The sequence below is a fragment of the Mycobacterium sp. NGS63 genome (assembly GCF_059812295.1).
The window spans coordinates 1-12241 of record NZ_JCALCJ010000001.1 but is presented as its reverse complement, the minus strand read 5'-3'; the positions used below and the strand labels follow the sequence as shown (position 1 = coordinate 12241).

General features: G+C 70.6%; 12 protein-coding genes. 6 read left to right on the top strand and 6 right to left on the bottom strand.

Translation table 11 applies throughout. The annotated features are described in order from the left end of the window. The first annotated feature begins 30 nt into the window (after positions 1-30). Together sigB and AC5Y4Z_RS00055 are read left to right on the top strand one after the other, a co-directional pair. Positions 31-1002 (top strand): sigma-70 family RNA polymerase sigma factor SigB, encoded by a 972-nt coding sequence (gene sigB / locus AC5Y4Z_RS00060; protein WP_499960188.1) that lies wholly within the window; start codon positions 31-33, stop codon positions 1000-1002. A 132-nt stretch (positions 1003-1134) separates the two neighbouring features. Beyond that, entirely contained in the window at positions 1135-1830 is a 696-nt protein-coding gene (locus AC5Y4Z_RS00055; protein WP_499960187.1) for an iron-dependent transcriptional repressor DtxR, read from the top strand. 16 nt (positions 1831-1846) lie between these two features. Here the strand turns inward: AC5Y4Z_RS00055 and AC5Y4Z_RS00050 are convergent, their stop codons facing one another. After that, positions 1847-2905, bottom strand: a complete 1059-nt coding sequence (locus AC5Y4Z_RS00050; RefSeq protein ID WP_499960186.1) for a DUF4192 domain-containing protein — start codon at positions 2903-2905, stop codon at positions 1847-1849. A gap of 113 nt (positions 2906-3018) precedes the next feature. Here AC5Y4Z_RS00050 and sthA point away from each other — a divergent pair, with 113 nt between their 5' ends. Next, on the top strand, positions 3019-4425 hold the full coding sequence (sthA, locus tag AC5Y4Z_RS00045) for a Si-specific NAD(P)(+) transhydrogenase (RefSeq protein ID WP_499960894.1): 1407 nt from the start codon (positions 3019-3021) through the stop codon (positions 4423-4425). Between the two features lie 3 nt (positions 4426-4428). On the opposite strand, the gene AC5Y4Z_RS00040 is transcribed toward sthA, so the two are convergent. Next, positions 4429-5253, bottom strand: coding sequence for a trypsin-like serine peptidase (locus tag AC5Y4Z_RS00040; protein ID WP_499960185.1), 825 nt, complete (start codon positions 5251-5253; stop codon positions 4429-4431). A 152-nt stretch (positions 5254-5405) separates the two neighbouring features. Between AC5Y4Z_RS00040 and AC5Y4Z_RS00035 the strand changes: the two genes are divergently transcribed. Together AC5Y4Z_RS00035 and AC5Y4Z_RS00030 are read left to right on the top strand one after the other, a co-directional pair. After that, the gene (locus AC5Y4Z_RS00035) at positions 5406-6380 is read left to right on the top strand and encodes a proteasome assembly chaperone family protein (RefSeq protein ID WP_499960184.1); all 975 of its coding nucleotides are present in this window, start codon (positions 5406-5408) and stop codon (positions 6378-6380) included. Positions 6381-6426: 46 nt separating this feature from the next. Then, positions 6427-7458 carry an alpha/beta fold hydrolase gene (locus AC5Y4Z_RS00030; RefSeq protein ID WP_499960183.1) on the top strand — a complete coding sequence of 344 codons (1032 nt, stop codon included), beginning with the start codon at positions 6427-6429 and terminating at the stop codon, positions 7456-7458. Between the two features lie 7 nt (positions 7459-7465). Here AC5Y4Z_RS00030 and AC5Y4Z_RS00025 read toward each other — a convergent pair whose 3' ends face one another. The 3 genes from AC5Y4Z_RS00025 to AC5Y4Z_RS00015 all read right to left on the bottom strand — a co-directional run bounded on the left by AC5Y4Z_RS00025 (position 7466) and on the right by AC5Y4Z_RS00015 (position 9036). Continuing rightward, positions 7466-7954 carry a peroxynitrite isomerase gene (locus tag AC5Y4Z_RS00025; protein ID WP_499960182.1) on the bottom strand — a complete coding sequence of 163 codons (489 nt, stop codon included), beginning with the start codon at positions 7952-7954 and terminating at the stop codon, positions 7466-7468. Between the two features lie 29 nt (positions 7955-7983). Beyond that, complete coding sequence (gene nrdR, locus AC5Y4Z_RS00020) at positions 7984-8448, bottom strand: transcriptional regulator NrdR (protein WP_499960181.1); 465 nt, start codon at positions 8446-8448, stop codon at positions 7984-7986. A 90-nt stretch (positions 8449-8538) separates the two neighbouring features. Beyond that, positions 8539-9036, bottom strand: coding sequence for a LysM peptidoglycan-binding domain-containing protein (locus AC5Y4Z_RS00015; protein ID WP_499960893.1), 498 nt, complete (start codon positions 9034-9036; stop codon positions 8539-8541). 312 nt (positions 9037-9348) lie between these two features. On the opposite strand from AC5Y4Z_RS00015, the gene lexA reads away from it, so the two are divergent. After that, a complete protein-coding gene (lexA, locus tag AC5Y4Z_RS00010; protein WP_499960180.1) occupies positions 9349-10068 on the top strand; it encodes a transcriptional repressor LexA in 720 nt (239 codons plus the stop codon). Positions 10069-10098: 30 nt separating this feature from the next. Here the strand turns inward: lexA and AC5Y4Z_RS00005 are convergent. Next, positions 10099-12241 (bottom strand): sunset domain-containing protein (locus tag AC5Y4Z_RS00005; protein WP_499960179.1); only part of this gene is annotated, 2143 nt, incomplete at its 5' end.

Below are 12241 nucleotides of genomic sequence, written 5' to 3'. Positions count from 1 at the left end.
GACAGTACAAAGCGATTCGGGAGGGGCGCCATGGCCGACTCGACCACAAGGGCCAGCACAAGCAGGTTTGACGGCGATCTGGACGCCCAAAGCCCGGCGGCGGACCTCGTGCGCGTATATCTCAACGGCATCGGCAAGACGGCGCTGCTCAACGCGGCGGGCGAAGTCGAGCTGGCCAAGCGCATCGAGGCCGGACTGTATGCCGAGCACCTGCTCGCGACGCGGAAACGCCTCGGCGAGAACCGCAAACGCGATCTGCAGGCCGTCGTGCGCGATGGCGAGGCGGCGCGCCGGCACCTGCTGGAAGCCAACCTGCGCCTGGTGGTGTCGCTGGCCAAGCGCTACACGGGCCGTGGGATGCCGCTGCTGGACCTGATCCAGGAGGGCAACCTCGGGTTGATCCGCGCGATGGAGAAGTTCGACTACACAAAGGGTTTCAAGTTTTCGACCTACGCCACCTGGTGGATCCGCCAGGCCATCACGCGCGGCATGGCCGACCAGAGCCGCACCATCCGCCTCCCGGTGCACCTGGTCGAGCAGGTCAACAAGCTGGCGCGGATCAAGCGCGAGATGCACCAGAACCTGGGCCGCGAAGCCACCGACGAGGAGCTGGCCGCCGAGTCGGGCATCCCGGTCGAGAAGATCAACGACCTGCTCGAGCACAGCCGCGACCCGGTGAGCCTTGACATGCCGGTCGGCTCCGAGGAGGAGGCCCCGCTGGGCGACTTCATCGAGGACGCCGAGGCGATGTCCGCGGAGAACGCGGTGATCGCCGAGCTGCTGCACACCGACATCCGCAGCGTGCTGGCCACCCTCGACGAGCGCGAGCACCAGGTGATCCGCCTGCGCTTCGGGCTGGACGACGGCCAGCCGCGCACGCTGGACCAGATCGGCAAGCTGTTCGGGCTGTCCCGCGAGCGGGTCCGCCAGATCGAGCGGGACGTCATGTCCAAGCTGCGCCACGGCGAGCGCGCCGATCGGCTCCGGTCGTACGCCAGCTGAGGCTCCCAACCACAAGCCAGTAGCAAGACGGTATGCCCGCCGCGTCAGCGGCGGGCATACTGCTTGCCTGGGAACCGTTACACCCATTCGCGCAGCTGGCCAAGTAGACTCAGCGTCAATGGAGGGTGCTGGATGAACGAGCTGGTTGATACCACCGAGATGTACCTGCGGACCATCTACGACCTCGAAGAAGAGGGAGTGACGCCGCTGCGTGCCCGCATCGCCGAACGTCTCGAGCAGAGCGGTCCTACCGTCAGCCAGACCGTGTCGCGGATGGAGCGGGACGGCCTGCTCCACGTGGCCGGTGACCGCCATCTGGAACTCACCGACAAGGGCCGCGCGCTCGCGATTGCCGTGATGCGCAAGCACCGCCTCGCCGAGCGCCTGCTCGTCGACGTCATCGGCGTGCCGTGGGAGGAAGTGCACGCCGAGGCCTGCCGGTGGGAGCACGTGATGAGCGAGGACGTCGAACGCCGGCTGGTCAAGGTGCTCAACCACCCGACCACCTCGCCGTTCGGCAACCCGATCCCTGGTCTTTTGGATCTGGGCGTGGGCCCGGAGTCCGGCGCCGACGAGGTCAACCTGGTCCGGCTGACCGAGTTGCCGGGCGGGTCGCCGGTCGCGGTGGTCGTGCGCCAGCTCACCGAGCACGTGCAGGGCGACATCGACCTGATCACCCGGCTCAAGGACGCCGGCGTCGTCCCCAACGCCCGGGTGACCGTCGAGACCAGCCCGGCCGGGGGCGGGGTGACCATCCTCATCCCGGGCCACGAGAACGTCACGCTCCCGCACGAGATGGCCCACGCCGTCAAGGTCGAAAAGGTCTGACGCCCAGCCCAGCCGGTCAGCCCGCGCGCTGTCCGAATGCCCGCCGCGGCGGTAGCCGCACCCCCAGTTGCTTGGCCAGCCGGTAGCCGGTGACCGCCAGATCCCGGATGTGCTCGGGCCGCAGGCCGGACTGCAGCGCCTGGTCGAGCATGCCGGCCATCCGGTGGTCGGGGTCGCAGCGCAGCGCCGCCTCCAGCGACACGCCCGCCAGCGGGCCGTCGCCGCGGGCGTAGGCGCTGAACGCCAACAGCACTAGGGGCTCGACGCGCCACGGCGCGGGCAGGGTGCGCGCCAGCAGCGCCCACAGCGTCTCGGCCTGCCCGGCGCTCTCGCCGACCGCCAGGGCGTACAACGTGTCGCGCACCTGCACGTCGCGCAGCGCGCAGCCCAGCGCCGCGAGCTCGGCGGCCGACAGCGTCGCCCCGCCGGCGACGCGGGCGGCCGCGGCAATCGCGCTCTTCACCTCGCGGCGAGCGCAACCGGTGGGATCGGAGCGATGCGCCAGCTTCCGCTTCGCCGCCTGCCGCCGCAGCGCGTCGGTCAGCTTGGCGCTGCGTGCCGGGTCCTCGACGGCGATCACGGCCTGCAGGTCGGCGCGGCGGCGGTAGAGCCGCCGGCCGTCGAACACCGCCGCCGCGGCCAGCGGCGACGCCGACGGGTCGTCGATCGTGCCGCCCTCGCCGCAGCCGTCCACGCAGTGCCACCGCCCGCCCGCGGCCACGCGGTCGACGACGTGCGCGGCCCACAGCTCAATGTCGTACTGCGCCAACGCTTCTGCGAGCGCCGTGCACAGCCGCCGGTGTTCCTCGTTGCATCCCGGACAGGGCGCGCCCCTGTCGTCGACGATCACCGCGATCGCCGCCCGCGGCGCGGCGGCGGCGGCGATTTCGGCGAGCTGCCCGACGCCGTGCACGAGGTTGTCGGACAGGTCCACCCGCATCACCGCGCCCAGTTCCCCGTCGTCGACGGAGACCAGCACCAATGAATTCTCCGGAACGAAGCCGAGAACGGCGGGCAGCGCGGCGATCAACGTCCCCGGGCGGTTGAGTTGGAAATCTGCTCCATGAGTCGTCATGGGCACCAACGGTGGCGGCCGGCACCGTCGAATCGCGCTCGCGCAACGACATCCGGCGGCTCGTCTGTGGAGAAAGTCGCGACTGTGAGCCGTATCGTCTATCCATGGGTTCGATGCAGGAGTACGACATCGTCGTCATCGGTTCGGGACCGGGCGGCCAGAAGGCCGCCATCGCGTCGGCCAAGCTGGGCAAGTCCGTGGCGATCGTCGAACGCGGCCGGATGCTCGGCGGTGTCTGCGTCAACACGGGCACGATCCCGTCAAAGACGTTGCGCGAGGCCGTCCTTTACCTCACCGGCATGACCCAGCGCGAGCTGTACGGGGCCAGCTACCGCGTCAAAGACCGGATCACGCCGGCCGACCTGCTGGCGCGCACCCAGCACGTGATCGGCAAGGAAATCGACGTGGTGCGCAACCAGTTGATGCGCAACCGGATCGACCTGCTGGTGGGGCACGGCCGATTCGTCGACCCGCACACCATCGTCGTCGAGGACCCGGGCCGCCGCGAGATGACCACCGTCAGCGGCGAATACATCGTCATCGCCACCGGCACCCGGCCCGCGCGGCCGTCCGGCGTCGAGTTCGACGAGGAACGGGTGCTCGACTCCGACGGCATCCTGGACCTCAAATCGCTGCCGGCGTCGATGGTCGTCGTCGGCGCCGGCGTGATCGGCATCGAGTACGCCTCGATGTTCGCCGCGCTGGGCACCAAGGTCACCGTGGTGGAAAAGCGCGACGACATGCTGGACTTCTGCGATCCCGAGGTGGTCGAGGCGCTGAAGTTCCACCTGCGCGACCTGGCGGTGACGTTCCGGTTCGGCGAGGAGGTGACCGCCGTCGACGTCGGCGCCGCGGGCACCGTCACCACCCTGGCCAGCGGCAAGCAGATCCCCGCCGAGACGGTGATGTACTCCGCGGGCCGCCAGGGCCAGACCGACCACCTCGACCTGCACAACGCCGGCCTCGAGGTGGAGGGCCGCGGCCGGATCTGGGTCGATCAGACGTTCCAGACCAAGGTGGAGCACATTTACGCCGTCGGCGACGTGATCGGCTTCCCGGCGCTGGCCGCGACGTCGATGGAGCAGGGCCGGCTGGCCGCGTACCACGCGTTCGGCGAGCCCACGGACGGCATCACCGACCTGCAGCCGATCGGCATCTATTCGATCCCCGAGATCTCCTACGTCGGGGCCACCGAGGTGGAGCTGACCAAGGACGCGGTCCCCTACGAAGTGGGCGTCGCCCGGTACCGCGAACTGGCCCGCGGCCAGATCGCCGGGGACTCCTACGGCATGCTCAAGCTGCTGGTGTCCACCGACGACCGCAAGCTGCTCGGGGTGCACATCTTCGGCACCAGCGCCACCGAGATGGTGCACATCGGGCAGGCCGTGATGGGCTGCGGCGGCACCATCGACTACCTGGTCGACGCCGTGTTCAACTACCCGACGTTCTCGGAGGCCTACAAGGTCGCGGCGCTGGACGTGACCAACAAGATGCGCGCGCTGTCGCAGTTCCGGCGCTGAGCCTCAGCAGCTGTCGTCGAGGTCGTTGGGCACCGGGTCGCCGGGGCCGCCGGCCTCGGCGCGGGCCAGCAACTGTGCCGTCTGCGCATCGAAGGGGGCGGAGTAGGACACGTCGGCCGCGCATCCGCCGCGCTGGAAGCCGCCGATCAGCCCGGTCAGCGTGGTGCCGCTGACCCACGGCGCGCCGCTGGTGCCGTCGACCAGTCCCTGGCACGGGAACGCGGGAAAACCGGTGTCGTTGACCGAGGTGCTGGCCTGGCAGCCGATCGGCGCGCCGCCGACGCCGGCCGGATAGCCCATCACCGTGACGTGCGTGCCCGGCGGCGGCGCGGTGCCCAGGGTCAGCGCCAGCCCGACGCGCGACTCGACGGGCACGCCGGCGTCGTTGCTGACCCGGATGATCGCGTAGTCGGCGTGCGGGTCCTTGCCGGCGGTCCAGCGCGGGTCGAGGTAGACGGCGTCGGCCTTCCACGTGTCGGCCGGGGCGGGCGGGGCGTCGCCGGCGAAGCCCGGGGCGAAGATCAGCTTGGCGGCCCCGGCCAGGCAGTGCGCCGCGGTCATCACCAGGTTCCCGGTCGTCGAGTGCACCACCGCACCCGTGCAGACGTGCAGCGGGCCGTCGTTGATGAAGATCGCGCCGACGCGGCGGTCGGGGTCCACCGGGCCGGCGACCGCCGTCTGCTGGGGCTGGCTGAGCCGCTGCACCGGCTTGGTGGCCACGGGCGTGGTGACCACGGGGCGCGCCGAAGGCTCGGCGGGCCGGGTGCACGACGTCAGCAACGTCGCCAGGCCGACCCCCGAGCACAGCAACAGCATCGGTATGCGCATTTGGTGTCCATCATGCCCGACCGCGAGGCGGCGGGCAGAATCCCGCGCGGCCACGGCGCGCCCGGGAGTTTGCTGTTTCATAGGGGTGCCCGTCGATTCGGGCGACACTGGGTAGGGCACCCTGGAGGGGTTCCCGAGAGGAGGAAATCCCGATGGCCCGCCATCACAGCCCGGACGACGACGACTACCAGCCGGGGCAGCCCGGAATGTACGAGCTCGAGTTCCCGGCTCCCCAGTTGTCGACGGACGACGGCCGCGGCCCGGTGCTGGTCCACGCCTTGGAGGGGTTCTCCGACGCCGGTCACGCGATCCGCCTGGCCGCCACGCACCTGCGGGCCGCGCTGGACACCGAGCTGGTCGCATCGTTCGCGATCGACGAATTGCTGGACTACCGCTCGCGGCGCCCACTGATGACCTTCAAGACCGACCACTTCACCAACTACGACGACCCCGAGCTGAGCCTCTACGCGCTGCGCGACGGCGCCGGCAACCCGTTTCTGCTGCTGGCCGGCATGGAGCCGGACCTGAAGTGGGAGCGTTTCGTCACCGCCGTGCGCCTGCTGGCCGAGCGGCTGGGCGTGCGGCGCACCATCGGCCTGGGCACCGTCCCGATGGCGGTGCCGCACACCCGGCCGATCACGCTGACGGCGCACTCCAACCACAAGGAACTGATCGCCGACTTCCAGCCCTGGATCTCGGAGATCCAGGTTCCCGGCAGCGCGTCCAACCTGCTGGAGTACCGGATGGCCCAGCACGGCCACGAGGTCGTGGGGTTCACCGTGCACGTGCCGCACTACCTGACCCAGACCGACTACCCGGCCGCCGCCCAGGCGCTGCTCGAGCAGGTGGCCAAGAGCGGATCGCTCGAGCTGCCGCTGACGGCGCTGACCGAGGCCGCCGCCGAGATCCGCGCCAAGGTCGACGAGCAGGTCCAGGCCAGCACCGAGGTGGCCCAAGTGGTCGCCGCGCTCGAGCGCCAGTACGATGCCTTCATCGACGCTCAGGAGAACAGGTCGTTACTCACGCGTGACGGGGATCTGCCTAGCGGCGACGAGCTTGGCGCCGAGTTCGAGCGCTTCCTTGCCCAGCAGGCGGAGAAGAAGCCCGACGACGACGATCGGGCTTGAGTCCTTTCAACGCCCCTCTGGCGGGCCGACACCAAGGGCGGCGTAGTTGACCGAGCGCAAGCGCAAGAGCAATCTTCGCCCGGTGCGTGAGGTGACCGCGCCCACGCTCGAGTTCCGCACCATCCACGGCTACCGGCGGGCCTACCGCATCGCCGGGTCCGGCCCGGCGATCCTGCTGATCCACGGCATCGGCGACAACTCCACCACCTGGAATGCCGTGCAGGCCAAGCTCGCCCAGCGTTTCACCGTCATCGCCCCCGACCTGCTGGGGCACGGGAAATCCGACAAACCCCGCGCCGACTACTCGGTGGCCGCCTACGCCAACGGGATGCGTGACCTGCTGTCCGTGCTCGACATCGAGCGGGTGACCATCGTCGGGCACTCGCTGGGCGGCGGGGTGGCCATGCAATTCGCCTACCAGTTCCCGCATCTGGTGGACCGGCTGATCCTGGTCGCCGCCGGCGGGGTCACCAAGGACGTCAACGTCGCCTTCCGGCTGGCCTCGTTGCCGATGGGCAGCGAGGCCCTGGGGCTGCTGCGGCTGCCGCTGGTGCTGCCCGCGGTTCAGCTGGCGGGCAAGCTGGCCGGCCTGGTGATCGGGTCGACCGGGCTGGGCCGCGACCTGCCCAACGTGCTGCGCATCCTCGACGACCTGCCGGAACCGACGGCGTCGGCGGCGTTCAGCCGCACCCTGCGCGCGGTGGTGGACTGGCGCGGGCAGATCGTCACGATGCTGGACCGATGTTATTTGACCGAGGCCATCCCGGTGCAGATCGTCTGGGGCACCAAGGATGTGGTGGTCCCCGCCCGTCATGCGTGGATGGCACACGCCGCGATGCCCGGCTCCCGCCTCGAGATCTTCGAAGGCTCCGGCCACTTCCCCTTTCACGACGACCCGGCCCGCTTCATCGACGTCGTCCAGCGCTTCATCGACACCACCGAGCCCGCCGAGTACGACCAGGACGCCCTGCGCGCGCTGCTGCGCACCGGGGGCGGCGAGCAGACCGTCACCGGTCCCGCCGACACCCGCGTCGCCGTCCTCAACGCCATGGGCTCCGACGAACGCAGCGCCACCTGACTTCGGCTCAGCGCCGGTGCAACACCGCGGTGAGGTGGTTTTGCAGGGGCTGCCCGACGGCGCCCATGTCCACCGTGTAGGACAGCTCGTCGCCGTCGATGCGCAACGAACGGCCAAGCGCCGTAACCTCTTTGGCGCTGGGGGCGAGCCCGATCGTCCCACCGGGGCCCGTCGCCATCGCGAGCTCGATGACCCCGTCGGTGACCGAATACGTGCCCACCTCGATCTCGGTGATGCCGCTCGGATGCACCAGGACCCACTCGAGGTGACCGGGCCGCGGCACCCGCAGGTATCCCGCCTCGGCGTGCAGGGGCTTCCCGTCGGCGGTCGCCTTGGTCTTCTGCGTGTAGGCCAAAAACGGCTTGCCCACATGGGTAAAGGTGACTTCCTCGTCGTACTCGAAGGAATCGATCGTCGGGTATTTGCCCGAGCCCTGACCGGCCCACGTGCCCAGCAACGGCGCCAGCGCTTCGAGATCGGGATGCAAGTCGGGCATGAAAACAGACTAGCGAGCGGCCCGCGCCATCAGCCGGGAGCCGACACGTTGCGGTGCGCGCGCAGCGTCTCGATCTCGCGCTCGAAGTCCTCGGCCGACGAGAAGGACCGGTACACCGACGCGAATCGCAGGTAGGCGACCTCGTCGAGGTCGCGCAGCGGGCCCAGGATGGCCAACCCGACCTCGTGGCTGGGAATCTCGGGCGACCCCGCCGCCCGCACGGTGTCTTCCACTTGCTGCGCAAGCAGATTCAGCGCGTCGTCGTCGACCTGGCGGCCCTGGCACGCCCGGCGGACCCCGCTGATGACCTTCTCCCGGCTGAAGGGCTCGGTGACCCCGCTGCGTTTGACCACCGCCAGGACCGCGGTTTCGACGGTCGTGAAGCGCCGCCCGCACTCGGGGCACGAGCGGCGGCGCCGGATGGCCTGGCCCTCATCGGTTTCCCGCGAGTCGATCACCCGGGAATCCGGGTGGCGGCAGAACGGACAGTGCATGACCGCTCCTTCGCCGTGCTCACCTGCGGGGTCGCAGAACCGCAAGAACCGCAAGAACACTGAAAGCGTACCCGCGCGCTCCCCTGCGGGTCAGCCCACGGGCGCGATCAGCGTCTGGCCCGCGGCCAGGGCCGGGGAGTTGAGGTCGTTGAGTTCGCGGATGCGTTGGGCCACCTGGCGCGCCGGCGCGTCCGGGGCCACCCGGTGCGCGACGTCCTGTAGGGACTCCCCTGGTTCGACCCGCACGACGGCCAGCCGGTCGGGCACCGCGGCCGCCGCTCCCCCCGAGTCGCCGTTAACCGCCTGGCCGATGTTGGCGACCAGGCCGAGCCACACGGTGATGATCCCGGCGATCAGTGCCAGCCCCAGCGTGGTGGCCAGCGTGACGGGGCGCCTGCGGTGCGGGGCCCTCGACATCGCGACGCCGGTGCCGTAGTAGCGGGTCGGCGCGCCCGCCGGGCGCGACGGGCCGGGCCGCCGGGAACGGGCCAGACCGGCGGGGTGGCCCGGACGAAGCCCCTGCACCGGCCCGTTGACCGGGCGCCGGACGCTACTGGTGCGTGGCGAGCCTGCGTGGATGGTGGTCATCGGCTTTCCTCCGGTCAACTCGTTCTCGCTCGTGTGTTCGACCATAGTCGCTCGTGTGTTCGATTACCGAACATTTGAGCGAAGCGTGTCGCACAAGCACGACGCTAGACGGACCCACCGACAAGTTTCCGACGACTGGGTGGGCACGCCCCCTGAACATCGCGGTTCATGACGCCTGGATACCCGACACGGCCGAAAGTTACACACTTGTGATTTCCCAGGCCCTGGGCCGTGCCCCGGCCGGAGCAGCCCGGCGACACGCCAGTCGAACACATGTTTGATTCTTCGCGCCGGCGCGGCTACATTCAGTGCATGGGCGACAGCAACGACACTCCATCAACCGGCTCCCCCGCCGACGCGGACGGCCGGTTGCATTCCGTGGATTCCTCGCTGACCGAACGGCAGCGCACCATCCTGAACGTCATCCGCGAGTCGGTCACCACCCGCGGCTACCCACCGAGCATCCGGGAGATCGGCGACGCGGTGGGCCTGACGTCGACGTCCTCGGTGGCCCACCAGCTGCGCACGCTGGAGCGCAAGGGCTACCTGCGCCGCGACGCCAACCGCCCCCGCGCCGTGGACGTCCGCGGCGCCGACGACGGGGCCGACACCGCGCGCGCGCCGGTCACCGACGTCGCCGGCTCGGACGCGCTGCCCGAGCCCAGCTACGTCCCGGTGCTGGGGCGGATCGCCGCGGGCGGGCCGATCCTCGCCGAGGAGGCCGTCGAAGACGTCTTCCCGCTGCCCCGCGAGCTGGTCGGCGAGGGCACACTGTTCCTGCTCAAGGTGGTGGGCGACTCGATGGTCGAGGCCGCGATCTGCGACGGCGACTGGGTGGTGGTGCGCCAGCAGCACGTCGCCGACAACGGCGACATCGTCGCGGCCATGATCGAGGGCGAGGCCACCGTCAAGACGTTCAAGCGCGCGGGCGGTCAGGTGTGGCTGATGCCGCACAACCCGGCGTTCGACCCGATCCCCGGCAACGACGCGACCGTGCTCGGCAAGGTCGTGACGGTGATCCGCAAGGTCTGACGAGCCGCGCAGCCCCGTCGGGCGGCCGGCTCAGTCGGCCTTGATGAACCCGTTGGCCTGCGCGACTTCCTCGCTGCTGAGCCAGATTTCGGCGAGCGTGTCGTGGTAGAGCTCGCTGCCCGGGGTGTAGTACAGCCCCGAACGGGCGCTGGCCTTGATCGGATAGCCGTCGGGCACCTGGTACGGGTCGTTCAGCGGCAGGTGGATCGTCGGGCGCCCACCGGCGGCCGGCGCGGCGCCGGCGGCTTCGGGGACCGACTCCGGCACCTCCTCGTCGTCCGTGGCCGCGTGCCGCCCCGCGCGTTGCTCCGCGTCGGACCCCAGGGCGACCGGGACGTCCGGGTCTTCGGCCACCACGGCGTCGGGAATGTCGTCGTCCGCACCATCCTCGGCGTAGGCGACGTCGGGTTCCCCGGCGTCGGGTTCCTCGGCTCCGTCGACAACGAGGTAGGCGGCCTCCGGACGCGTGCGTGGGACGGCGACGTCCGGGTACCCGGGCTCGGCGTAGTCCTCGCCGGGATAGCCCGCGTCCGCGTACTCGGCCTCGACATACTCGGCGTCGGCGTAGCCGGCGTCCTCGGGCTGCGCGTACTCCCCCTGCTCGGGGGCTTCGGCATAGCCCCGCGGGGCCGCATCGGCATACCCGGCCTCGGACAGGGCGGCGGCCGAGACGACGGGGATGGAGTCCGTCTGCACGGCATCGGGGTCTTCGTCGGCGGTCTCGTCGGTCTCCGCGGCCGCGGTGGCGCCGCGGCTCCAACTCACCCGCGCGGGCCCGGCGTCGGGCGGCTGGTGCAGGTCGCCGCGCGCAAAGTGGTCGGTGGCCAGGTCGCCAGTGTCGCCGCCGTCGCCGGCGGCGCCGGTGTCGCCACTGTCGCCGAAGCCGGAGCGCCAGTGCCCCTCGTCTGCGCGCTCGTAGCCGGCGTCGGCGTCGGGCGTGGGCTCGTAGGTTTGGGCCTCGGTCACCTCAGCGGGCCGGCGCCGGGCGCGGCGCCGGCGCCACCCGAGCACCAGCACCACCAGCGCGACGAGCACCGCCAGCGGGATCAGCGCCAGCGGCCACCACCGGTGCCAGTCGAATTTCTTGCCGTGCGAGGGCATCGCCGCGGTGCTCGGCTGGTTCTGCCCGGACACCTGCAGGCCGGACAGCAGGGGGGCCAGGTTCGACGGCTCGGTGGTGAACGAGTTCTTCGCCCGGTTCCACGAGATCTTGCCGCCGGTGAACTGCTGGGAGACCACGTCACCGGCCACGGACTGGTCGCCGACCGGGGCGCCCAGTTTGCCGCTGGCGCCGCGCAGCTTGTCCCAGGCGGCCTTCATCGCACCGCGCACCACGAACGCGCCGTGGTCGTGGGTCCAGAAGATCACCGGCTTGTCGGCCGCGGCGAACGCGGCCACCCGGCTGGCCGGCCCGATGCCCCCGTCGGACTCGTTGGCGGTGGGGAAGCCGAGGTCACTGCCGACCGGGCCGCCCAGCGACTCGTACTTGGCCAGGATGTCGCTCTCGAGGGCGTTCGCGCCGGTGGCGGGGTTGAAGAACACCTTGCCGCCGGCGAAGTTCTGCGCGATCCCGTCGCCGCCGATCGGATACGGCCCGCCCTGCTTGGCGCCCAGCGGGCCGGTCGCGCCGCCCGCCGCCCGCCAGGCCATGTTGATCGCCGCGGCCGGATCGATCGCGACCTGCAGGCCCTTCAGCTGGTCGGCCAGCGCCGCGGGATTGGTGGTGAACTCCTTGGTTTTCCGGTTCCAGGAGATCTCGCCGCCGCTGAACTTCTGGGATGCGACCTCACCGTCGTGGGTCTCGTCGCCGACGGGCGCGCCCAGCACCCCGCCCGAGCTGCCCAGCTTGTCCCACGCCGCGTTCAGCGCGCCGCGCACCACGAACGCGCCGTGCTCCGACGTCCAGAAGATGACCGGCTTGTCGCTGGCGGAGAAGGTGGCCACGCGACTGTCCGGGCCCGCCAGGCCGGGGACCTCGTTGATGGTGGGGAACCCCAGATCGCTGCCGGCCGGACCGCCCAGCGACTCGTATTTGTCCAGGATCGGCCCGAAGATGAATTTCGCCCCGGTGTCGGTGGTGTAGAACATGCGGCCGCCGTCGAAGTCCAGCGCGAACCCGTCGGCAACGGGGTAGACGTCGCCCTTGCGGGCACCCAGCGGCGATGTGTCGCCC

Coding starts and splice junctions, on each gene's coding strand:
- nrdR (WP_499960181.1), bottom strand. CDS start 8,448: ATGCACTGTCCGTTCTGCCGCCACCCGGATTCCCGGGTGATCGACTCG.
- AC5Y4Z_RS00025 (WP_499960182.1), bottom strand. CDS start 7,954: ATGCCCGACTTGCATCCCGATCTCGAAGCGCTGGCGCCGTTGCTGGGC.
- AC5Y4Z_RS00055 (WP_499960187.1), top strand. CDS start 1,135: ATGAACGAGCTGGTTGATACCACCGAGATGTACCTGCGGACCATCTAC.
- lexA (WP_499960180.1), top strand. CDS start 9,349: ATGGGCGACAGCAACGACACTCCATCAACCGGCTCCCCCGCCGACGCG.
- AC5Y4Z_RS00040 (WP_499960185.1), bottom strand. CDS start 5,253: ATGCGCATACCGATGCTGTTGCTGTGCTCGGGGGTCGGCCTGGCGACG.
- sigB (WP_499960188.1), top strand. CDS start 31: ATGGCCGACTCGACCACAAGGGCCAGCACAAGCAGGTTTGACGGCGAT.
- AC5Y4Z_RS00050 (WP_499960186.1), bottom strand. CDS start 2,905: ATGACGACTCATGGAGCAGATTTCCAACTCAACCGCCCGGGGACGTTG.
- AC5Y4Z_RS00035 (WP_499960184.1), top strand. CDS start 5,406: ATGGCCCGCCATCACAGCCCGGACGACGACGACTACCAGCCGGGGCAG.
- sthA (WP_499960894.1), top strand. CDS start 3,019: ATGCAGGAGTACGACATCGTCGTCATCGGTTCGGGACCGGGCGGCCAG.
- AC5Y4Z_RS00015 (WP_499960893.1), bottom strand. CDS start 9,036: ATGACCACCATCCACGCAGGCTCGCCACGCACCAGTAGCGTCCGGCGC.